At 69.4% G+C, this 20,870-nt stretch carries 19 protein-coding genes; 12 read left to right on the top strand and 7 right to left on the bottom strand.

All coding sequences use genetic code 11. The features are described 5' to 3' along the window. Window positions 1-189: 189 nt before the first annotated feature. Window positions 190-1,962 carry a gamma-glutamyltransferase gene (gene ggt, locus R4823_RS22455; protein ID WP_338616132.1) on the bottom strand — a complete coding sequence of 591 codons (1,773 nt, stop codon included), beginning with the start codon at window positions 1,960-1,962 and terminating at the stop codon, window positions 190-192. A gap of 96 nt (window positions 1,963-2,058) precedes the next feature. Between ggt and R4823_RS22450 the strand changes: the two genes are divergently transcribed. Together R4823_RS22450 and R4823_RS22445 are read left to right on the top strand one after the other, a co-directional pair. After that, the gene (locus R4823_RS22450) at window positions 2,059-2,757 is read left to right on the top strand and encodes a response regulator transcription factor (protein WP_338616131.1); all 699 of its coding nucleotides are present in this window, start codon (window positions 2,059-2,061) and stop codon (window positions 2,755-2,757) included. After that, complete coding sequence (locus R4823_RS22445; protein WP_087839757.1) at window positions 2,757-4,070, top strand: HAMP domain-containing sensor histidine kinase; 1,314 nt, start codon at window positions 2,757-2,759, stop codon at window positions 4,068-4,070. Before R4823_RS22450 ends, R4823_RS22445 begins: the two co-directional genes overlap by 1 nt. A gap of 36 nt (window positions 4,071-4,106) precedes the next feature. Here the strand turns inward: R4823_RS22445 and fghA are convergent, their stop codons facing one another. After that, the gene (gene fghA, locus R4823_RS22440; protein ID WP_338616129.1) at window positions 4,107-4,952 is read right to left on the bottom strand and encodes an S-formylglutathione hydrolase; all 846 of its coding nucleotides are present in this window, start codon (window positions 4,950-4,952) and stop codon (window positions 4,107-4,109) included. A 149-nt stretch (window positions 4,953-5,101) separates the two neighbouring features. Here fghA and R4823_RS22435 point away from each other — a divergent pair, with 149 nt between their 5' ends. From R4823_RS22435 to R4823_RS22420, 4 genes are all read left to right on the top strand, one after another. Next, window positions 5,102-6,109: a LysR family transcriptional regulator gene (locus R4823_RS22435; protein WP_087839755.1), complete on the top strand. Its 1,008-nt coding sequence runs from the start codon at window positions 5,102-5,104 to the stop codon at window positions 6,107-6,109. 139 nt (window positions 6,110-6,248) lie between these two features. Next, complete coding sequence (locus R4823_RS22430) at window positions 6,249-7,403, top strand: mandelate racemase/muconate lactonizing enzyme family protein (protein ID WP_087839822.1); 1,155 nt, start codon at window positions 6,249-6,251, stop codon at window positions 7,401-7,403. Between the two features lie 43 nt (window positions 7,404-7,446). Next, a complete protein-coding gene (locus tag R4823_RS22425; RefSeq protein ID WP_087839754.1) occupies window positions 7,447-8,421 on the top strand; it encodes a tripartite tricarboxylate transporter substrate binding protein in 975 nt (324 codons plus the stop codon). After that, complete coding sequence (locus tag R4823_RS22420; protein WP_087839753.1) at window positions 8,418-9,578, top strand: alpha-hydroxy acid oxidase; 1,161 nt, start codon at window positions 8,418-8,420, stop codon at window positions 9,576-9,578. Before R4823_RS22425 ends, R4823_RS22420 begins: the two co-directional genes overlap by 4 nt. Here R4823_RS22420 and R4823_RS22415 read toward each other — a convergent pair. After that, a complete protein-coding gene (locus R4823_RS22415; protein ID WP_338616126.1) occupies window positions 9,575-10,681 on the bottom strand; it encodes an S-(hydroxymethyl)glutathione dehydrogenase/class III alcohol dehydrogenase in 1,107 nt (368 codons plus the stop codon). The two genes, R4823_RS22420 and R4823_RS22415, sit on opposite strands and share 4 nt — an antisense overlap. 136 nt (window positions 10,682-10,817) lie before the next feature. Between R4823_RS22415 and R4823_RS22410 the strand changes: the two genes are divergently transcribed. The 5 genes from R4823_RS22410 to R4823_RS22390 all read left to right on the top strand — a co-directional run bounded on the left by R4823_RS22410 (window position 10,818) and on the right by R4823_RS22390 (window position 15,214). Then, window positions 10,818-12,404, top strand: a complete 1,587-nt coding sequence (locus R4823_RS22410) for a methyl-accepting chemotaxis protein (RefSeq protein WP_087837965.1) — start codon at window positions 10,818-10,820, stop codon at window positions 12,402-12,404. Between the two features lie 160 nt (window positions 12,405-12,564). Then, complete coding sequence (gene dacB, locus R4823_RS22405) at window positions 12,565-13,971, top strand: D-alanyl-D-alanine carboxypeptidase/D-alanyl-D-alanine-endopeptidase (protein ID WP_132979929.1); 1,407 nt, start codon at window positions 12,565-12,567, stop codon at window positions 13,969-13,971. Window positions 13,972-14,101: 130 nt separating this feature from the next. Then, the gene (locus tag R4823_RS22400) at window positions 14,102-14,413 is read left to right on the top strand and encodes a DUF883 family protein (RefSeq protein ID WP_087837964.1); all 312 of its coding nucleotides are present in this window, start codon (window positions 14,102-14,104) and stop codon (window positions 14,411-14,413) included. A gap of 10 nt (window positions 14,414-14,423) precedes the next feature. Further along, window positions 14,424-14,837 (top strand): phage holin family protein, encoded by a 414-nt coding sequence (locus R4823_RS22395; RefSeq protein WP_338616124.1) that lies wholly within the window; start codon window positions 14,424-14,426, stop codon window positions 14,835-14,837. After that, window positions 14,834-15,214, top strand: a complete 381-nt coding sequence (locus R4823_RS22390; RefSeq protein ID WP_087837962.1) for a hypothetical protein — start codon at window positions 14,834-14,836, stop codon at window positions 15,212-15,214. Before R4823_RS22395 ends, R4823_RS22390 begins: the two co-directional genes overlap by 4 nt. A 21-nt stretch (window positions 15,215-15,235) precedes the next feature. Here R4823_RS22390 and ubiD read toward each other — a convergent pair whose 3' ends face one another. After that, window positions 15,236-16,789 (bottom strand): 4-hydroxy-3-polyprenylbenzoate decarboxylase, encoded by a 1,554-nt coding sequence (ubiD, locus tag R4823_RS22385; protein WP_338616123.1) that lies wholly within the window; start codon window positions 16,787-16,789, stop codon window positions 15,236-15,238. Window positions 16,790-17,533: 744 nt separating this feature from the next. On the opposite strand from ubiD, the gene R4823_RS22380 reads away from it, so the two are divergent. Then, entirely contained in the window at window positions 17,534-18,349 is an 816-nt protein-coding gene (locus tag R4823_RS22380) for a transglycosylase SLT domain-containing protein (RefSeq protein ID WP_338616121.1), read from the top strand. Window positions 18,350-18,377: 28 nt separating this feature from the next. Here R4823_RS22380 and R4823_RS22375 read toward each other — a convergent pair whose 3' ends face one another. From R4823_RS22375 to R4823_RS22365, 3 genes are all read right to left on the bottom strand, one after another. Then, window positions 18,378-19,247 (bottom strand): sigma-70 family RNA polymerase sigma factor, encoded by an 870-nt coding sequence (locus R4823_RS22375; RefSeq protein WP_338616119.1) that lies wholly within the window; start codon window positions 19,245-19,247, stop codon window positions 18,378-18,380. Next, window positions 19,244-19,612, bottom strand: coding sequence for an antibiotic biosynthesis monooxygenase family protein (locus R4823_RS22370; protein WP_338616118.1), 369 nt, complete (start codon window positions 19,610-19,612; stop codon window positions 19,244-19,246). Before R4823_RS22370 ends, R4823_RS22375 begins: the two co-directional genes overlap by 4 nt. Window positions 19,613-19,695: 83 nt before the next feature. Continuing rightward, a complete protein-coding gene (locus R4823_RS22365) occupies window positions 19,696-20,853 on the bottom strand; it encodes a pyridoxal phosphate-dependent aminotransferase (RefSeq protein ID WP_087837990.1) in 1,158 nt (385 codons plus the stop codon). Window positions 20,854-20,870 lie beyond the last annotated feature (17 nt).

The following is a 20,870-nucleotide window of genomic DNA, read 5'->3' as shown; positions in this document are numbered from 1 at the left end:
GTCACGGATCTTGGACGTCCGGCGTGGCCTGGAATGCTGAAACGGAGATTCTAGAGGCTATGGCCGCCCCTAGGGGGCTCCGGCGGCATACATGTACTACTGGATGTAGCCATGCGGCGCCAACCGGACCAGAATGGACGCCATTTTCACCAAATTGGTTCCCCGCGTGCCCGGGTTTGGGGCGAGCGCCTAGCGTCCCGATGCGGTGCCTTCGCGCCGCGGATCGGCGCCGGCCCTGAGCAGTCCGTTGCTCAGGACCTCGATGCCGTGCAGCCCGCTGGGCATGGACGAGACCGACACCGGGTGCCCCATGGCGCGCAGGGCGGGAGCCAGGCTTTCCAGCCTGGAGTCTCTTTCCAGTTCCGTGGCGTGGTTGCGGCTGCCGTAGTGGGGCAGGTCGATGGCGCTCTGGATGTCCAGGCCCCAGGTCAGGTTGGCCAGCAGCGCCTGGGCCACGTAGTTGGCGATGGCGCTGCCGCCGGGCGAGCCCACCACCAGCCGCAGCCGCGGGGTTTCGCCGCCGGCGCGCAGAACGATGGTGGGCGCCATGGTGCTGCGCGGGCGCTTGCCGGGCTCGACCCGGTTCGCCACCGGCACGCCGCGGTCGTCGCGCGGCGACAGCGCGAAGTCCGTCAATTCGTTGTTGAGCAGGAAGCCGCCCACCAGGATCTTGCTGCCGAAGGCCTGCTCGATCGTGGACGTCATGGCGACGGCGTTGCCCTGGGCGTCCACGATGGACAGGTGGGTGGTCGAGGGCAGCGCGGGCGTGTCGTCGGCGCCATGGCGGGCGAGCGCGCCGTGCACGGGTTCGCCCGGCTCGGCCCGGCCCATCGAGCGGTCGGCCGAGATCAGCGCCGCGCGCCGGGCCAGGTACGCTGGGTCCAGCAGGGCGGCTACCGGCACGTCCACGAAATCGGGATCGGCCACGTAGCGGTCGCGATCGGCATAGGCCAGCCGCCCCGCTTCGGAAAAATAATGCACCGTGGCCAGCGACTCGGGTTGGGCCCGCGCGATGGGCGTGGCCTCCAGTACGGCCAGCATCTGCAGCACGGCCAGTCCGCCTGATCCGGGCGGCGGCGCGCCGCAGATCACGTAGAGGCGGTAGGGCCGGCACAGCGCCTCGCGCTCGCGCGCCTCGTAGCGGGCCAGGTCCGAGGTGGACAGGTCCCCTGGCCGTTCGTGGGCGCGCACCGCCTCGACCATGGCGCGGGCCAGCGGTCCGCGGTAGAAGGCGTCGGCGCCTTCGCGGGCGATGCGCGCCATCGTGCGGGCAAGCGCGGGATTGCGCAATTGCTCCCCTTCGCGCGGGGCCGAGCCGTCCGCATGGAAGAAATAGGCGCGCGCGGCGGACTGGGCCGCCAGCCGGTCGTTATCCCGCAGCAGCGCGGCCAGGCGCTGCGAAACCGGGAATCCTCGCCGCGCGCGGTCGATCGCGTCATCGAACAGCGACCGCCAGGGCAGCTTGCCATGCCGGCGATGCGCCAGTTCCAGCGCGCGCAGCAGGCCGGGGACGCCGACCGACTTGCCGCTGTCGACAGCAAAGGCGAAGCGCATGGGCCGGGCGCCTAGCATGAAGCGGTCGGCGGTGGCCCCGGCTGGTGCCGTCTCGCGGCCGTCGAAGACCGTGACCCGGCCCAGGCGGGCGTCGTAGTGGACCAGGAAGGCGCCGCCTCCCAGTCCCGAGGACTGCGGCTCGACCAGGCCCAGCATCATCTGCGCGGCGATGGCCGCATCGACCGCGCTGCCGCCTCGCTCGAGCACGCGGTAGGCGGCCTGGGTGGCGAGCGGGTGGGCGGTGACCGCCATGAACCGCCGGCCCATGACGGCCTGCTTGGGCAGGTAGGCGGTCTGCGCCTCGGGATTGGCGCCGATGCCCGGATCGGGCGCGGCGGCCTGCGCCGCCGTGGCGAACGCGGCGCAGGCCAGCCAGAGCAGGCGCGATGCGCGGATGAGCGATGTCATGGATGAAGCTTCCTTGCGATGGCGGCTTTGCCGCGACCTTACCATCGGCCGGGGCAAAGCGGCTTACACTTGGAAACCCGCGCTTCCCCGGTTTCCATGACGACGCCCCATCCCCGCGTGCTCATCGTCGAAGACGACATGACGATCTCGGCCAACCTGTGCGCCTATTTCGAGGCCAAGGGCTACGTCGTCGACGTCGCCTACGACGGTCCATCGGCGCTGTACCGGCTCGGGGCCGATGCCTTCGATGCCGTCCTGCTCGACATCGGCCTGCCGGGACTGGACGGGGTGACGGTGCTGCACCGCTTGCGCGCCGAACTGCACCAGGCCACTCCCGTGCTGCTGCTGACGGCGCGCGACGAGCTGCAGCAGAAGCTCGACGCGTTCTCCCATGGCGCCGACGACTACGTCACCAAGCCCTATGCGCTGGCCGAGGTCGAGGCGCGCGTGCGGGCCTTGCTCAACCGCGCCTCGGGCCAGGTCGCCAATCCGGTGCGCCGCTTCGGCGCGCTGTCCTACGACGCCCGTACCCGCGAAGTGCGCGTGGCGGAGCGGCCGGTGCGGCTGACGCCCAAGGCGAGCCGCATCGTCGAGGTGCTGATTCGCGACCCCGGCCGGGTGGTGTCGCGCGCCGACCTGGAAAGCGCCCTGTGGGGCAGCGACGTGCCGGAAAAGGACGCCTTGCGCAGCCAGATCCACCTGCTGCGCAAGGCCTTGTCGGAAGCGGGCTTCGACGGACTGGAGACGGTGCACGGCGTGGGGTACCGCCTGTCCGGCGGGCCGGGGCACGATTGATGGCCGGCCCCGCCACGCTCAAGCAGCGGGTCATCTGGGCGCTGACGCTCGCCATCGCCCTGTTCGTGGGCGTGCAGGCCGTCGTTGCCTATCTGGTGCTGGACCAGCAGGAAGACCGCATCGTCGACCAGATCGTGATGACCGAGGCCGAGCGTCTCGTGCATCGCCTCGAGGCCGGCGAAATGGTGTGGACCGGGAGCGACATCCTGCTCGGCCCCAGCCTGCACGCCTGGGTAGGAACGAACGGCGACGTGCCGCGCGTGCTGGCCCGGCTGGGCCCGGGCCAGTACCAGCTCAACACCGAGGGCCAGGTCTGGCACGTGGCGGTGGCGGATTCGACGAAAGGGCGGGTGTACCTGCGCTACGACGCGACCGACAACGAGCACCGCGTCTACGAGTTCGGCGCCATCCTGCTGGGGCTCTGGCTGGCCTGCACGCTGCTGGGATACTGGACCGCCCGGGCGCTGGCCGGCCGGGTGGTCGGCTCGATGGTCGAGGTGACCGACCGCATCGAGTCGTGGGCGCCAGGCAGCCCCGGCATGAAAGTCGTGCGCAGCGACGAGGCGGGCCGCCTGATCGAAGCCTTCAATCGCATGCAGGACAAGGTGGACCAGTCCATTGCCCAGGAGCGCGAGTTCTCGGCCAACCTCAGCCACGAGATCCGCACGCCGCTGACCAGCATCCGGACCGACGCCGAATTGATCGCGCTGGAAGCCGAGCCGTCGGCGCAGGCGGGCCTGCGCCTGACGCGCATCGTGAATGCCGTGGACGAGATCGCGTCGACGCTGGAGACGGCACGCGCCATCAGCAGCGCCCAGGCCGGACCGCGCACCGAGGTCTCGCTCAGGGCCTGCCTGGACGACGCCTGGAGCGGCCTGGCCGAACGCGCCCACCGCGCGGGACTGGTCCTGGCCAACGACGTTCCCGAGACCGCCGTGCCCAGGCTGGATCGCTACGGGCTCCTGATCGTGCTGCGCAATCTCGTGCGCAATGCCATCGACCACGCGGCGCCCGCCACGCTGACCGCGAGCTGGACCGGCGAATGCCTGGCCCTCGCGGACAACGGCCCCGGCATTCCCGCCAGCGACCTGCCATTCGTCTTCGAGCGCTACTACAGTGGCCGCCTGCGCGACAGCCAGATGCCCGTCGCGGACGCGGCCGGCGTCCAGCGTGGCCTCGGCCTGGCGATTGCCAAGCGGGTGTGCGACATCCAGGGATGGCGGCTGACCGTGACGTCCAGCACCGACGAACTGCACCGGGGTACCCGTTTCCTGCTGTGCTTCGGGGAAGGGGCCACCCTGGCCGCGTCCTGAGGACGGGGCGGCCGTCCATGCCGGACGGCCGGGCGCTCAGGCGCCCAGGGCCCTGGCATGGAAGGCCATGTGGTCCTCCATGAATGTCGAGATGAAGTAATAGCCGTGGTCGTACCCCGCGTGGCGGCGCAGCTCCAGCGGCTGGCCTGCCTCCTGGCAGGCGGCTTCGAAAGCCTCGGGCCGCAACTGCGATTCCAGGAACTGGTCCGCCAGCCCCTGGTCGACCAGGATGCCCCCCGGGAAAGGTTGCCGCGCGGCACGCATCAATTCGGTGGCGTCGTATTGCTTCCAGGTCTCGCGGTCGGGGCCGAGATAGTTGCCGAAGGCCTTGTGGCCCCACGGGCAGTCGACCGGATGAGCGATGGGAGCGAATGCCGATACCGAGCGGAACTTGCCGGGATTGCGCAGGGCCAGCACCAGCGCGCCGTGGCCGCCCATGGAGTGGCCGAAGATGCCGGCGCGCGCCGGATCGCCCGGCAGTTCGGACGTCACCAGCCCGAACAACTCGTCCACGATGTAGCTGTACATCCGGTAATGGCGATTCCAGGGCGCCTGGGTCGCGTCCAGGTAGAAACCGGCGCCGGCGCCGAAATCCCAGCTGTCGGTCTCGCCCGGCAGGCCTGCTCCGCGCGGGCTGGTGTCCGGCGTCACCAGCATGATGCCGTGCTGCTGCGCGAACCGCTGCGCGCCGGCCTTGATCATGAAGGTTTCCTCGGTGCAGGTCAGGCCGGCCAGGTAGAACAGCACCGGCACGGGCCCCGCTTCGGCATGCGTGGGCATGAAGACCGAGAAGCGCATCGGCAGGCCGATGGTGGACGAGTCGTGGCGGTAGAAGCGCTGCTGGCCGCCGAAGCACTGGTGCAGGCTGATCAGTTCGGGCATGTGGGGTCCTTGCGGCCGCCCGGCGCGATGGCCGGCGGCGGGGGCGGTGAGTCTTTCGGGTACGCTTGAGGGCCCGGCTCGCAGGAGCCGGCGGCTCGCGTCCCGGCACGCGAGGCTAACAGGAATCGCCGCCCATCGACAAGCCAGCCATGAGCAAAGCTCCGCACACCCCACCCGGGTCCGCCGCGCGGTACATCGCAAAGGACGAGCCCGGCGCGCTCCGGCGCCTCGCCCTGGACCGCATCCGCTTCGATCTGACGTCCATCCGCCTTTTCATCGCCACGGTCGAGCACGGCAGCATCTCGCGCGCCGCCGGGCGGCAGTGCCTGGCCGTGACCGCCGCCTCGCGCCGCATCGCGGAATTGGAGGCGCAGTTCGGCGTGGCCTTGTTCCAACGGCGGCCCCACGGCATGGTGCCCACCGACGCGGGCAGGGGCCTGCTTGCCCACGCCCGCGCGCTGATGCAGTCGGTCGAGCGCATGCACAACGACGCGGTGGCCCATGCGCAAGGCCACAAGGGCCTGGCGCGCGTGGCGGCCTGTACGTCGGCGGCGTTGCAGTTCCTGCCGGCGGATATCCGGGCCCATCAGGAGGCGTTCCCGGACATCGACATCGAGACGCAGGAGGGCACCAGCTACGGCGTGATCAAGGCCCTGGTGCAGGGAACGGCCGAGGTCGGCATCTACGAGGCCGGCGTCAGCGCGCCCCCGGCGACCATGCGCACTCGCCCCTATCGCGAGGACCGGCTGGTGCTGGTCACGCATCGCGGCCATCCGCTCGCGCGCCGCCGGCAGGTAGGCTTCGACGACATCCTCCTCTGCGACCTCGTGGGGCTGAACGAGGACTCGGCGCTGTCCATGCTGCTGGTGCGGCTGGCGGCCAGCCGCGACGGCAAGCTCAATGTGCGAGTGCGAGCCCGCAGCTTCGACACTATGCTGGCCATGATCCAGGCCGAGCTTGGCGTGGGACTGGTGCCGCAGGGCGTGGCCCGGTGGTTGGCGGTCAGCAAGGCTTTTCGCCAGGTCGAGATCGCCGAGCCCTGGGCCCGGCGTCAGTTCGTGCTGTGCCATCGGCACGCGCCGGACATCTCCTCGGCGGCGCTGTCGGTGGCGGAGTTCCTGGCCGAGTCGGCGCAGCGGGAGCCGTTGCCAGCCTGAGTCCGCGGGAGGCATGCGCGAAACGCGAAACCTGCGTGAAAAAAATAGCAATGGCGGGAGCCGCCGCCCTTTGTCAGCATGCCTGGGGTCGCGCCGCGTGTGCGCGGCCGCAACCATGCCATGACACAAGGATATGCCGGTGAAGATCGCTCGCGTACATGCCACGCCTCTGAACGTGCCCCTGGACTATGCGGCCGGAGGCGTGCGCCGTTCGACCTCGCTGTCGGCCTGCCATGTCGAGGTGGAGACCGACGATGGGCTCGTCGGCCATGGCCTGACCGCGATCACGGAAGAGGAGGTGGCGGCCCACATCATCAACGCGGTGGCCGGGCCGGCGCTCGTGGGCCTGGATCCGATGAACCACGAGGCGGCCTGGAACAAGTTGTACTGGCTGCTGTGTCCGCGCGGGCAGACCGGCTATGGCATGCACGCCGTGGCGGCGCTGGACGTGGCCTTGTGGGACATCAAGGGCAAGGCGCTGGGACTGCCGGTCTGGAAGCTGCTGGGAGGCGCCCGATCGCGCGTGCCGGTCTACACGACCTTCGGTTTCAACTTCCTGGACCGTGACGCGCTGGCGGAGGCGGCGCGCGCCTGTGTGGCCGATGGCTTCTCGCACCTGAAGATGGTGGTGGGACACGGCGCGCTGCAGCGGCGCGACGAACCCCGGCCGCTGGACGAGGTCATCCGCGAGGACGCGCGCCGCGTTGCGGCCGTACGGGAGGCCGTGGGGGCCGGGCCCTCGATCTACATCGACGCCAACTGCAGCCTGGATGGCTTCCATGCCGAGAAGCTCGCGCTGTCCGTGCGCGACTGCGGCATCGCCTTCTTCGAAGAACCCGTGACCCAGAACGACGTGCGGTTGATGGCCGACCTGCGCCGCCGCACCGGCATCGCGGTGGCGGCCGGCCAGAACGAGGGGCTGGCCTACCGCTTCCGCGACATGCTCGCGGCCGGGGCGGTGGACTACGCCCAGCCCAACGTCGTCATCAGCGGCGGCTATACCCAGGCGGCCAAGATCGCGGGCATGGCCGAGGCGTACAACGTGCCGGTGGCCAACGGCGGCGCGTTCCCGCTGCACAACATGCACCTGCACGCCGGCCTGGCGCACGGCGGGCGGGTCGAGTGGCACCTCGTGGCCGTCGACATGATGAAGAAGCTCTATCGCGACATTCCCGAGCCGCGCGACGGATGGCTGGAGCTGCCCCACGGGCCTGGCCTGGGGTTCGAGCCCGACCACGAAGCCATCGCCGAGATCGCCAAGCTGCCCGGTTCGGCGGGCAAGGGCAAGGGGTAGCGCCAGCGCGGCACCATCCGATCCAGAACAAGAGGAGACACTCATGCGCATTGCCTTTCGCCGCCTGCTGGCCCTGGCGGTTCTGCTCATGCCCGCGCTGTCCGGCGCCGCGGGTGCCTGGCCCGGCGCCAAGCCGGTACGTCTCGTGGTGCCGGCCAGCGCCGGCGGCTCGCTGGACACGCTGGCGCGGCCGCTGGCTCAGGCCATGTCGGAAATCTCCGGCGGCCGCTTCATCGTCGAGAACGTCGGCGGCGCGGCCGGCATGATAGGCGCGAACAATGTGGCCAAGGCCGTGCCCGACGGACACACCTTCCTTTTCGGCGCCATCCACCACGTGATCCTGCCCATCGCGTATCCCAAGATGCCCTACGACACGGCCACCGATCTCGCGCCCATCGGGTTGATCGCCACCGTGCCCAACGTGGTGCTGGTGCGCAACGAGTCGCCGTTCAAGACGCTGGCCGATCTGATCCGCGCCGGTCGGAATTCCGAACAGGGATTGAACTACGGCACCGGGGGCAAGGGCGGGCTGCATCACCTGTCCACCGAGCACTTCAAGCTGCTGACCGGCGCCAAGATGCAGGCCGTGCACTACCGGGGCAGCGCGCCGGCGCTGACCGACCTGCTGGGCGGCCAGATCGACCTGATGTTCGAGACCATGCCCACCGCATTGACCCAGATCCACGGCGGCGCCCTGCGCGCGCTGGCGGTCACGTCGGCCCAGCGTTCTCCCGCGCTGCCGTCGGTTCCCACGCTGGCCGAGGCCGGCGTGCCGGATCTTTCCGTGACGACCTGGTACGGCATCTTCGGCCCCGCCAAAGTAGCCCCCGAGGTGGTCGAGCGCATGCGTGGACTGATTTCGCAGGCCTTGGCTACGGACAGGATCCAGGCCTTGTGGAAAGACTACGGTGCTACCGTGGACGGCCCTGGCGCCAGGGATTTTCCCGCCTTCGTCGCCAGCGAATTGCGCCACTGGTCCGACGTCGGCCGGCGCATCGAATTCAAGCCGGGCGAATGAGCACGGCCGTGCGGGCGCTGGCCCGCGCCTTGAACGCCGGCGATCTGCGGCACCTGGCCCGGCGCCGGTTGCCGCGCATGGTGTTCGACTACCTGGATGGTGGCGCCGAAGAGGAACTGACCCTGCGTGCGAACCGCCGGGCCTTCGAGTCCGTGTTCCTGTTGCCCAGGGCCTTGCGGGACGTCGGCGAGCGGAGCCAGTCCGTGCGGATCCTGGACCAGACGTGGTCGTCGCCGGTCGGCATTGCCCCCATCGGCCTGGCCGGGCTGTTCTGGCCCGATGGCGACGTCGCGGCCGCCCGGGCCGCCGCGCGCGCCGGCGTGCCGTACGTGCTGTCGACGGCATCCTGCAGCACCCTGGAAGCGGTCGCGCGGGCGGGCGGCAACCCGTGGTTCCAGTTGTACGTGATCGAACGCGGTCTGGCCGACAGCCTGGTCGAGCGGGCGCTGGCCGCGGGGTACCGGCATCTGGTGCTGACCACCGACGTGCCGGTCAGCGGCCGGCGCGAACGCGACCTGCGTCATGGTTTTTCCCTGCCCATGCGGTGGCGGGCGCGTACGTTATGGGACGTGGCGACGCATCCCCGTTGGCTGATGCAGGTCGCGCGGTATGGCGTGCCGCAACTGGCCAACCTGGCCTCGGCCGCGGCGGGAAACGCCCAGGCGCAGGCAGCGCTGCTGCAGCGGCGCATGGACGCGGGCTTCGACTGGGAGGCCTTGCGCCGGCTGCGCAGGCGTTGGCCGCACGCGTTGTGGCTCAAGGGCATTCTGCACGCCGATGACGCGCGCCGTGCCTGCGCCGAGGGAGTCGACGGCATGATCGTGTCCAACCACGGCGGACGCCAGCTCGATGGCGCGCCGGCCAGCCTGGAGGCGCTGCCCGCGGTGGCGCAAGCCGCGGGCGATCGGCCCGTGCTGCTGGACGGCGGCATCCGCCGTGGGGGCGACGTGGTCAAGGCGCTGGCCTCGGGCGCGCGTGGCGTGCTGATGGGACGCCTGCCCATGTACGGACTGGCCGCGGCCGGAGAAGCGGGCGTGGCGGCCGCGCTGGACCTGGTCCGCCAGGACATCGACCGTGTCCTGGCGCTGCTTGGATGCGATGACGTGGGCAGCCTGGGGACGCCGTGGCTGGCGGCGCCCCCGGCATCGCGGCTCTAGTACAGCACGACCGAGCGTATCGACTGTCCGCTCTTCATGAGGTCGAATCCCTCGTTGATGCGTTCGAGGGGCAGGGTGTGGGTGATGAGCTCGTCGATCTTGATCTTGCCGTCCATGTACCAGTCGACGATGGTGGGCACGTCGGTGCGTCCGCGGGCGCCGCCGAAGGCCGAGCCTTTCCATTCCCGGCCGGTGACCAGCTGGAAGGGCCGGGTGGCGATCTCGGCGCCGGCGGCGGCCACGCCGATGATGAAGGACTGGCCCCAGCCCTTGTGGCAGCACTCGAGCGCCTGGCGCATGGTGGTGGTGTTGCCGATGCACTCGAAGCTGTAGTCGGCCCCGCCGTCGGTGAGCTGGACGATGTGGTCGACGACGTTGGCGACGTCGTTGGGGTTGACGAAGTGGGTCATGCCGAACTGGCGGCCCAGGGCCTCGCGCTGGGGATTCAGGTCGATGCCGATGATCTTGTCGGCGCCCACCATCCTGGCGCCCTGGATGACGTTCAGGCCGATGCCGCCCAGCCCGAAGACCACGACGTTGGCGCCGGCCTCGACCTTGGCGCTGAAGACCACGGCGCCCACGCCGGTGGTCACGCCGCAGCCGATGTAGCAGGCCTTGTCGAAGGGAGCGTCCTCGCGGATCTTGGCCACGGCGATCTCGGGCACCACGATGTAGTTCGAGAAGGTCGAGGTGCCCATGTAGTGGTGGATGGGCTTGCCGCCCAGCGAGAAGCGGCTGGTGCCGTCGGGCATCAGGCCCTTGCCCTGGGTGGTGCGGATGGCCTGGCACAGGTTGGTCTTGCGCGACAGGCAGAACTTGCACTGGCGGCACTCGGGCGTGTAGAGCGGAATGACGTGGTCGCCCTTCTTCAGGGTCGAGACGCCGGGCCCGGCATCGACCACGATGCCCGCGCCCTCGTGGCCGAGGATGGCCGGGAACAGGCCCTCGGGGTCGGCGCCCGACAGGGTGTAGTAATCGGTGTGGCAGATGCCGGTGGCCTTGACTTCGATCAGCACCTCGCCGGCGCGCGGACCTTCCAGGTCCACTTCTTCGATGGTCAGGGGCGCGCCTGCCTTCCAGGCGATCGCGGCTTTGGTCTTCATGGGCTGCTCCTAGGCTATCGAGGGGATGCACCCGCGATTGTAGTGGGACCGACGAGGGGCCCGCGGGCAAATTGTCCTAAAGTCCGGCCGCCTTGCTGCCGTCAACCGTCATGAGTCGTTGTCCACACCAAGAGTCATGCGCAAGAATCTGCCCGTCACGTCGCTCGAGCGCTTCGTCGAGAAAAGCCGCCCCGTGGTGACCACCACCGACCTGAAGGGGCGCATCACCTATGCGAACCCCGCGTTCATCGAAGTCAGCGGCTTCTCGCGCGAAGAGCTCATCGGCCAGCCCCACAACATCGTCCGGCATCCCGACATGCCGCCCGAGGCCTTCGCCGATCTCTGGCAGACGATCAAGCGCGGCCAGCCGTGGCGGGCGCTGGTCAAGAACCGCTGCAAAGACGGCGGCTTCTACTGGGTCGAGGCCTATGTCACGCCGCTGTACGAGAACGGCAGGCACGTCGGCTACATGTCGGTGCGCAACGCGCCCGACCGCGCCGAGGTGGCTGCCGCCCAGGCCCTGCATGCCGACGTGTCGGCGGGCAAGGCGAAGTTTCCCGCCACCCCGCGTCCGCGCTGGTGGCATGCCCCCACCCCCTGGGGCGCGGGCGTGGCGGTGCTGTCGCTGGGCATGGCGCTGGGAGCCTGGCTGCTGCCGCACTGGGGCTGGATGCTGGGCCAGGCCGCGGTCGTGGGCGCAGCCGCGGCGGCATGGCGGTACCGGGTCTGGGCGCCGCTGCGCCGCGTCGACCGCACGCTGGCCGCGATGGGTGAGGGCATGCTGTCGGTCGCCGTGGAGGGCCGCCACCAGTTCGACCTGGGCGGCCTGCCCATGCGCATCGAATCGACCCGCATCCACCTGCGCTCCACGCTGTGCGACGTGCTGCAGGTCGCGCAGGCCGTGGACGGCAACGCCGACCGCGTCAACGGCGAGATCGCCGCGATCCGCCAGGTCATCGACGAGCAGCGCGACCGCCTGACCCGCATCGCCGCCGCGGTCGAGCAGATGAGCGTGGCCATCCGCGAGGCCTCGCAGCACACCGGCACGGCCTTGTCCCTGTCGGAATCGGCCTTGAGCGAAGTCGACACGGCCGAGGCCAAGATCGGCGACTCGGTGCGCGGCACGGATTCGGTGGCCGAGGCCGTGGGCCGCACCAACGAACAGATAGGCTCGCTGCACGACCTGGTCTCGACCATCTCCGGCGTGACGCAGGCCATCAGCGAGATCGCCAACCAGACCCGCCTGCTGTCGCTGAACGCGGCCATCGAAGCCGCCCGCGCGGGCGAGAACGGCCGGGGCTTCGGCGTCGTGGCCGAGGAAGTGCGCACCCTGTCCGACCGCACCGCCGGCAGCACGGGCGACATCGGCCACGCGCTGCAGGCCATCACCCGTTTCGCCACCGAAACCTCGACCTCCATGCAGGAGGCCGTGACATCGGTGCAGTACAGCGGCGAGCAGATCCGCGAGAGCGCCGGTTTCTTCGAACGCGTGCGCCGCTCGTCGTCGCTGGTGGTGGAGCGGGCGCGCGACATCTCCGGCATGCTGCAGCAGCAGTCGGCGGCGTCGCAGGAAGTGGCCGACAGCATGGAAGGCATCTCGGGCGAAGTCGAGCGCACTTCCGCCTCGGTGGCCTCCCTGGCCCAGGCCACCGAGGCGCTCAAGGGCACGGTGGGCGACATGCGCCAGTTGCTGGTGCGCTACGAGGCCTCGCTCCATCAGTGAGCCGCTTGCCGGCGGCCCAGCCGGGAACCGCTATGCTCTAGCCTGTTCGAATCACGGTACGGGAATCAGGGAGCGGGCGTTGTTGCAGAATGGCGTGCAAGCCGGCGTGGCCGAGAGCCGGCGCGGAAGGGGATGTGCCGGGGGAGCGCCCGGCGGGTGGATCCGGGCCGCGGCGGCGCTGCTCGCCTGCCTGGCAGTGGCCACGGCGCGGGCGCAGGCCCTGCCCACGGAACTGTCGGAGGCCTGGGCCGCCACCGGGTTGCCCGAGAGCGCGCTGTCGGTGGTGGTCGAACCGGTGGACGGTCCGCGCATGGTCTCGGTCAACGCGGGACAGCCGCGCAACCCCGCTTCGGTCATGAAGCTGGTGACTACCTTCGCCGCCCTGGACAGCCTGGGTCCCGCCTACGTCTGGCGCACCCAGTTGCTGGTGGAGCCGGGCACCACCATCTCGTCCGACGGCGCCTTGTCCGGTCCCCTGTACCTGCGCGCCAGCGGCGATCCCTTCTTCAAGCTGGAAGACCTCTGGCAGTTGCTGCGCGAGCTGCGCGTGCGCGGCGTGCGCAAGATACCGGAGCTGGTCGTGGACCGCTCGGTATTCGGGCCGGTGGCCATCGACCCCGGTGCCTTCGACGGCGATCCCTCGCGGCCCTACAACGCCAGCCCCGACGCCTGGATGGTGGGGTTCGGCGCGGTGCGCCTGCTGTTCACGCCGGACCTGCGCAGCCGGCACTGGCGGGTGACCGTGGATCCCCCCCTGCCCGGGGTCAAGGTCGAGGGCGGACTGAAATGGTCGGACAACCCGTGCCCCGGTTCGCCGGTGGTGCAGACCGAGCCGTTCCTGACCTCCTCGGGCGTGTCGCTGCGGGTGGCCGGAACCGTGTCGGGGGGCTGCGGCGAGTTCAGCCTGTACCGGCTGGCGTTGTCCCAGCCGCGGCATGCCGAGGCCGTCTTTCGCGTGTTGTGGCAGGAAATGGGCGGCAGCCTGGCGGGCCGGATACGCGAGGGCAACGTGCCGGGCGACGCCGTGCTGTTCGCCACGCATGATTCGCCTCCGCTGGCCGAGGTGGTGCGCCATATCAACAAGCAGAGCAACAACGTCATGGCGCGCCTGTTGCTGCTGACGCTGGGCGCCGCCTACGAGCCGGGCCCGGCCACCGTGGCCAGCGGCGATCGCGCGGTCGACGGGATCCTTGCGGCGCGCGGCCTGAGGCTGCCCGAGCTGGTGCTGGACAACGGCTCGGGACTGTCCCGCGACGGCCGGATCTCGGCGGACAGCCTGGCGCGCCTGCTGGCCGCCGCGTGGCGGTCGCCCGTCATGCCGGAGTTCGTTTCGTCGCTGGCCATCTCCGGCACGGATGGAACCGTCAGGCGCCGCATGCGCGATTCCGACGCCGCCGGGCTGGCCCACTTGAAGAGCGGGTCACTGCGCGACGTGCGGGCGCTGGCGGGCTATGTGCTGTCGGCGAGCGGGCGCCGCTATCTGGTGGTCAGCGTCGTCAACGACGAACGCGCGCAGCAGGCCAACGGCTTCAACGACAGGCTCATCGCCTGGCTGGTCAACCAGTGATGCAGGATGCAAGCGCCCGGTTGCAGGTGTTACCCGATGCTGCCCTTCGGATGCAAGGGTTCCGGTATGCGGGGGCGGCTGCTATCATCGGAGCGTCCAATCGTAAAAACAACGCAGGGAGCGCAACACGATGACTACCAGCACCGCAGGCAAAGAAAAACTCATCTCGGACGTCAAGGTCGTGCTCAATGACGCGGAAGACCTGCTCAAGCAGGCGGCTTCCAGCACCGGCGACCGCGCGGTCGAACTTCGCGAGCGTGCCCTGACTTCCCTCAAGCGGGCGCGCGAGAAGCTCCTGGACGTCCAGGACTCCATGCTGGAGCGCAGCAAGGCGGCCGCCCGCGCCACCGACGATTTCGTGCACGACAATCCCTGGCGCGCCATCGGCGTGGCCGCGGCGGTCGGCTTCCTGGCCGGCCTGCTGGTCAACAGCCGCCGCTGATCCGCGCAGCGTGTCCGCGTCGCCGCATCTGCTGAGTTCGCTCCGGGCGCTGGCTGCCACGTCCATCGGCATCCTGCGCACCCGGCTCGAGCTCGTCGCCATCGAGCTGGCCGAGGAAAAATCGCGCCTGCTGGGCATGGTGCTGGTCGCCCTGGCGGCCTTGCTGTGCCTGACTCTCGGCTTGATGATGTTCTCGTTCCTGATCGTCGTGGTGTTCTGGGATACCGAATACCGGCACCTGGCCATCGCGCTGGTCGGGGCGGCCTATCTGCTGGTCGGCCTCATCATGCTGATCATGGTGCGCCGGCAGGCCGTCCATGCGCCCCTGGTGTTCGAGGACACCCTGGCCGAGCTCCAGCGTGACCGCGACATGCTCGCCGCGGTCGCCGAGTCCGATTCCAACAGCCGCCGGGGGCCGCGATGAGCAGCCGGCGCAAGGCACGCGAGGCGGGCGACATCGAAGCCCGCAGGGAACTGCTGCTGGCTCGTTCGTCCATCGAACGCATGGAGCTGGCGGCTCATCTGCACCAGATCAAGGAAGCCGTGACGCCGGGGCAGGTGCTCAAGTCGGTCCTGCCCAGCCTGGGCGGCAGCGGCGGCATGGCCGCCGCCATGCAGGCCTGGCGCTTTCTGCGGCGCTACCCGATCGTGTCGTCGGCCGCCTCGATGGTGCTGGCCCGCGTGCGGCTTGGCGGCGTCTTCCGGCTGCTGAAGCTGGGCGGCGGTGCGCTGGCCGCCTACCAGGCCTACAAGCTCTGGCGGGCCATCAAGGAAGACCGCAGCCGGCCCGATCCGCGCTAGGGCCGGAAGGGGCCGCCGGGTTCACCCCGGCAGCCCCAGTTCCTGCCACAGGCCGTCCACCCGTTTCTTCACATCCGCATCCATCACGATGGGGCGCCCCCATTCGCGGTCGGTCTCGCCCGGCCACTTGTTGGTGGCGTCCAGGCCCATCTTGCCGCCCAGGCCCGAGACCGGCGAGGCGAAGTCCAGGTAATCGATGGGCGTGCGGTCGGCCAGCAGGGTATCGCGCACCGGATCCATCCGCGTCGTGATCGCCCAGACCACCTCCTGCCAGTTGCGCACGTCGATGTCCTCGTCCACCACCACGATGAACTTGGTATACATGAACTGGCGCAGCACGCTCCAGATGCCGAACATCACGCGCTTGGCGTGGCCGGGGTATTGCTTGCGCATCGAGACGATGGCCAGCCGGTAGCTGCATCCCTCGGGCGGCAGGTAGAAATCGACGATTTCCGGCAGTTGCCGGCGCAGCAGGGGGGTGAAGACCTCGTTCAGGGCGACGCCCAGCACGGCGGGCTCGTCGGGCGGCTTGCCCGTATAGGTGGAGTGGTAGATGGCATCGCGCCGCATGGTGATGCGATCGACGGTGAACACCGGGAACCAGTCCTGTTCGTTGTAATAGCCGGTGTGGTCGCCGTAGGGGCCCTCCAGCGCCATCTCGTAGCCGTTGTCGGGCGGAGCCGCGACGCCGGGCGCCGGGACGGGGGCGATCGCCCGCGGGTCGGAGGAGGGAAGCAGATGGCCTTCCAGCACGATTTCGGCCGAGGCAGGAACGGACAGCGCGCTGCCCACGCAGCGGACCACCTCGGTGCGGCCGCCGCGCAGCAGGCCGGCGAACTGGTATTCGGACAAGGCATCGGGCAACGGCGTCACCGCGCCCAGGATGGTGGCGGGGTCGGCGCCCAGGGCGACGGCGACCGGGAACGGCTGTCCGGGGTGGGCCAGCATGTGCTCGCGGAAGTCCAGCGCGCCTCCCCGGTGCGACAGCCACCGCATGATGAGCTTGTTGCGTCCGATGGGCTGCTGGCGATAGATGCCCAGGTTCTGGCGCTTGCGGTTCGGCCCGCGGGTGACGACCAGCCCCCAGGACAGCAGCGGGGCGACGTCGCCGGGCCAGCAATGCTGGATGGGCAGGCGTCCGAGGTCGACGTCGTCCCCTTCGAGCACGATTTCCTGGCAGGGGGCGCCCCGGACTTCGCGCGGCGCCATGTCCCACAGGGCGGATTTCAGCATCGCGACCTTGCCTAGCGCGTCGCGCAGGCCGCGCGGCGGCTCGGGCTCGCGCAGCGAGGCCAGCAGTTCGCCCACGTCGCGCAGGGCGCCCACGTCCTCGGCGCCCATGCCCAGCGCGACCCGGCGGGCGGTGCCGAACAGGTTGGCCAGTACCGGCATGTCGGCCTTGCCGCGGCCGGGCTGCCGGGCGTTCTCGAACAGCAGGGCCGGTCCGCCGGCGCGCAACACGCGGTCGCAGATCTCGGTGATCTCGAGGTGGGTCGACACGGCGGCCGGGATGCGCTTGAGCTCGCCCCGCGTTTCGAGTTGGCGCAGGAAGTCTCGGAGGTCGCGGTATTTCACGGGCGGAGCACCTTGATGGGGAAGGCTGGGGGAGAGGGGTCACTTTAACCCGCCGTGCCGATCGAGGCGTTCGGGGCGCGGATCCCGTGATCGGGGTCACGGCGGCGTGAAACAGGGCGGTCGAGACAAATTTTACATATGTTTCTGAATCTGATTCGGTCACGGCGATAGTGTATGCTCACTTTTATCTATCTTTCCATATACGGTCGGATGGGAACCGATAGAAAATCCCAATGATCACGATTGTCCGCCGGATGCACCGAAATGGTGAATTTTTACGGTTGACCACATCAAATCGCATTTCTACAATCCGCCAACTTTCAGCGTGTGCCCGGTGCCGTCGTCCTGATCGCCGCCCCTAGTGGGGCCGGACAAGACCACCGGGCTGCTTAACGGGCCATCGGGCGCCCACCATACTGGAGTTCTCTTAGCGGCGCGAACGCGCCCTCTGCCCGAAACAGGCATGGTCCCGAGCTATCTCTGCGGTAGCGACCATGCAGGTGTGCCGCCAGTCGTCCTGACAGCGGCGCGATGTGCAGCCAAGCAGGTTGTGGCCTCGATGTCCGGAGTCGTATCTCGATCGCTTCCGGATGCTGTGTTTTTGTGGCCCGCCGTTGCAAGGAGGTAAGTATGCCCGACGCGCAGTCGAGCTCGTCGACGGAGCAGCCCGACTCCCGGCCTCGACCGGGAGTCACGGATTGGTGCCGCTCCATCAATAGTTATGTAGGCCTGGCCGTGCTCGCCATGGCCGCCGTAGTATGGTCCGTTCCTGGTCTGCGTGACCAGGCTTCGCAATTCACCGCGTTCAACGGTGTCGATGCGCCCGTGGCCGAGCCGGCCCAGGTCGATGTCGCCTCCGCCGTCGCCGCGGCGGCCGCCGTTGCGGCCGTGGCCGACAACGTACAGCCGCACGCCCAGGCGACCTCTTTCCTGGGCTCGGTGACCAGCAATGCCGTCAAGCCGGCGCCGAAGCCGCATGCGACCAAGGTGTCGGCCGTGCAGGCCGAGTCCCTGGGCCGCTATATCGCGCGCAAGTACCGGGTCTCGAATGAGGCCACCCGCATGCTGATTTCCACCGCCTATGGCGTGGGACAGGAAATGGGCCTGGATCCGTTGTTGCTCCTGGCGATCATCGCCATCGAGTCCAGCTTCAATCCCTTCGCCGAAAGCCATGTCGGCGCGCAGGGCCTGATGCAGGTCCTGACCCGGGTCCACACCGAACGGTTCGAACCGTTCGGCGGCAGCCAGGCTGCCTGGAACCCGGTGGCCAACATCCGTGTCGGCGCCTCGATCCTGAAGGAATACATCGAGCGTGGCGGTTCGCTGACGGCCGGCCTGCGCATGTATGTGGGCGTGGGCCCCGACGGCACCAGCCCGTACGGCGACAGGGTCCTGGCCGAACGCCGCCGCCTGGCCTCGGCCGCGGGCGTCAACGCCGACCTGCCGGGCGCCACGCCGGCACGCTCGGCGTCCGCCAAGCCCATGCCCATCCCCACCGATCCGTCCTCGGAAGCGGTGTCGGTCAAGAACGCCGAGCCGGGTTCTCCCGCGGTCATGTAGGCCGGTTCCGGGCGGCGTCCCGCCGGCCTTACCGGCCGGGCGCGGCATTCAGGTGCCGCAACTTGTCCGGATTGCGCGTGACGTAGATCGCCGCCACCTTGCCTCTCTCGATCTGCAAAGCCGTCGCCTGCAGGACTCCTCCTCCCTCGATCGTGATGAAACCGGGCAGGCCATCCAGCATGGCGTGCCTGATCAGCACCGAGGGCGCGTGGACGAACTCACGTGCCATCCGTGCATGCCTTTCCAGGACGGCGGCCAAGCCGAGCACGGGATGCGGCGTGGCGGGCACTTTGCCCCCGCCGTCGGCATAGGCGGCCACGTCGTCCGCCAAGAGCGAGCGCAAACTCTCCATGTCGCCGTCGCGAGATGCGGCGAAGAACGCCGCCGCGAGCTTCATGCCCTGTTCCCGCGTGGCCGGAAAGCGCGGCCGCGCGGCATGTACATGGTCGCGCGCACGGCTGGCCAGTTTCCTGCATGCCGCGGCTTCGCGTCCGATGGCGTCGGACACTTCCCGGAAATCCATGCCGAAGACATCGTGCAGCAGAAAGGCGGCCCGCTCCAGGGGCGACAGGCGCTCGAGCGCCAGCATCAGGGGCAGGGTGAGGTCGTCGGCATAGGTCTCGTGCGTGTCCACGACAGGTTCCGGCAACCATGGGCCGACGTAGGTCTCGCGCCTGCGGCGAGCGGATTTCAGCTCGTTCAGGCACAGGCGCGTGACGATCGTATGCAGCAGGGCCGCCGGCTGGCGGACCGCGTCGCGATCGGCGGCCTGCCAGCGCAGATAGGCGTCCTGGACCACGTCCTCCGCGTCCGCCACTGAACCGAGCATCCGGTAAGCCAGCCGGACCAGACGGGGGCGCAACTGCGGCCACAGGACGTTATCCGGGATCGTGCTCATTTCTCCGGCGCTCCCGCCGCCGATCGGGGCGCCGCGTGGACAGTGTCGACCACATAGAGTCCCGGCGCCACTGTCTTCGCCAAGCTGGCGAATCGCTGGAGCTGTGCCTGGGTCTCGGGCTGCTTCATGAAGCGATCAAAATGCTCCTTCGAAGCCCATTGGGCATAGTTCGCCACTCGCCGGCCGTCCAGACTACGGTGTATACAGACCGACAGGAAGCCCGGCTGGTGCCGGACGGTGCGCTCGGTGGCTTCGGCCAGGGTCCGCGCCAGTTTGTCCTGTTTGCCGGGCTCGACTTCGTAGACATTGATCAGGGTGAGGCACGCGGCCTCGGGGGCGATGGTTGCGACTGCGGGAAAGGCCATGGTCGTCTCCTTGGGACATTGTCATTGGGACAGACATGACAAGGCAGGAGAAGGGAATGTGACATGCCGCGCAGACGGGCGCGCTACCCCAGCAGCCGCGCCATGCGCGCCACGCCTTCCTGCAGCCGCGCCATGTCGGTGGCATAGGAGAAGCGCAGGTAGGACGCGGTCTCGGCGGTGCCGAAATCGCGTCCCGGTACCGCGCATACCCCGGCCTCGTGCAGCAGGCGGGTGGCGAAGGCCGCGCTGTCGGCCGCATGGGCGCGTATGTCGCTATATATATAGAAGGCGCCGTCCGGCTGGACTGGCACCGTCAGCCCCAGCCGTTCGAATTCGGGCAGGAGGTAGTCGCGCCGCTGCCGGAAGGCTTCCCGGCGCGCCTCGAAGATCTCGAGCGATTCGGGGTGGAAGCACGCGATCGCCGCGTGCTGGGCCAGCGTGGACGGGCAGATGACCAGGTTCTGCGCGAGTTTCTCGAATACCGAGACCAGTTGCGGCGGCACCACCAGCCAGCCCAGCCGCCATCCGGTCATGTGGAAATACTTCGAGAAGCTGTTGACGATGATGAGGTCGTCGCCCAGCGCCAGGGCCGACCGGCGGTCGCCGTCGTAGCTCAGGCCCAGGTAGATCTCGTCGACGATGGTGAAGCCCTGGCGGCCGCGCACCTCGCGGACCAGTCCGGCCAGCGCGTCCGGCGCGATGGACGTGCCGGTGGGGTTGCCGGGCGAGGCCACGATCACGCCCGCGGTGCGGGGCGTCCAGTGGCGCCTGATGTGCTCGGCGGAAAGCTGGAAGCGGTCGGCGGGGCCGGCGGGGATCAGCACGGGCTCGCCGCCGGCCGCGGTCACGATGTGGCGGTTGGCCGGATAGGTCGGGTCGGGCATCAGCACCTGGGCGCCGGCGTCGACCAGGGCGGTGCAGGCCAACAGCAGCGCGCCCGAGGCGCCTGCGGTCACGATGATCCGGGCCGGATCCACGGCCACGCCGAAGCGCGTCCGGTAGAAGCCGGCGATCGCCTCGCGCAGGGGAGCGATGCCGACCGCCTCGGTATATTGGGTCCGGCCTTCGCGCGCCGTGCGTTCCAGCGCCTCGACCACGGCCGGGATGGCGGTGAAGTCGGGCTCGCCTATGCTCATCTGCACGATGTCGCGGCCCTCGGCCTGCAAGGCCGCCGCCTGCTTGACGACCTCCATGGCGTAGAAGGGGGCGATGCGGGCGATGCGGGGAGAGAGGCGAAGCATGGTGGTCGGACGGGAAA

It is taken from the genome of Pigmentiphaga sp. CHJ604 (assembly GCF_036972535.1).
In the GTDB taxonomy this organism is placed as follows: domain Bacteria; phylum Pseudomonadota; class Gammaproteobacteria; order Burkholderiales; family Burkholderiaceae_B; genus Pigmentiphaga; species Pigmentiphaga daeguensis.
The sequence above is the reverse complement of the archived record's forward strand: the minus strand, read 5'-3'. Positions and strand labels throughout refer to the sequence as shown.

Coding starts and splice junctions, on each gene's coding strand:
- ggt (WP_338616132.1), bottom strand. CDS start 1,962: ATGACATCGCTCATCCGCGCATCGCGCCTGCTCTGGCTGGCCTGCGCC.
- R4823_RS22450 (WP_338616131.1), top strand. CDS start 2,059: ATGACGACGCCCCATCCCCGCGTGCTCATCGTCGAAGACGACATGACG.
- R4823_RS22445 (WP_087839757.1), top strand. CDS start 2,757: ATGGCCGGCCCCGCCACGCTCAAGCAGCGGGTCATCTGGGCGCTGACG.
- fghA (WP_338616129.1), bottom strand. CDS start 4,952: ATGCCCGAACTGATCAGCCTGCACCAGTGCTTCGGCGGCCAGCAGCGC.
- R4823_RS22435 (WP_087839755.1), top strand. CDS start 5,102: ATGAGCAAAGCTCCGCACACCCCACCCGGGTCCGCCGCGCGGTACATC.
- R4823_RS22425 (WP_087839754.1), top strand. CDS start 7,447: ATGCGCATTGCCTTTCGCCGCCTGCTGGCCCTGGCGGTTCTGCTCATG.
- R4823_RS22420 (WP_087839753.1), top strand. CDS start 8,418: ATGAGCACGGCCGTGCGGGCGCTGGCCCGCGCCTTGAACGCCGGCGAT.
- R4823_RS22415 (WP_338616126.1), bottom strand. CDS start 10,681: ATGAAGACCAAAGCCGCGATCGCCTGGAAGGCAGGCGCGCCCCTGACC.
- R4823_RS22410 (WP_087837965.1), top strand. CDS start 10,818: ATGCGCAAGAATCTGCCCGTCACGTCGCTCGAGCGCTTCGTCGAGAAA.
- R4823_RS22400 (WP_087837964.1), top strand. CDS start 14,102: ATGACTACCAGCACCGCAGGCAAAGAAAAACTCATCTCGGACGTCAAG.
- R4823_RS22390 (WP_087837962.1), top strand. CDS start 14,834: ATGAGCAGCCGGCGCAAGGCACGCGAGGCGGGCGACATCGAAGCCCGC.
- R4823_RS22380 (WP_338616121.1), top strand. CDS start 17,534: ATGGCCGCCGTAGTATGGTCCGTTCCTGGTCTGCGTGACCAGGCTTCG.
- R4823_RS22375 (WP_338616119.1), bottom strand. CDS start 19,247: ATGAGCACGATCCCGGATAACGTCCTGTGGCCGCAGTTGCGCCCCCGT.
- R4823_RS22370 (WP_338616118.1), bottom strand. CDS start 19,612: ATGGCCTTTCCCGCAGTCGCAACCATCGCCCCCGAGGCCGCGTGCCTC.
- R4823_RS22365 (WP_087837990.1), bottom strand. CDS start 20,853: ATGCTTCGCCTCTCTCCCCGCATCGCCCGCATCGCCCCCTTCTACGCC.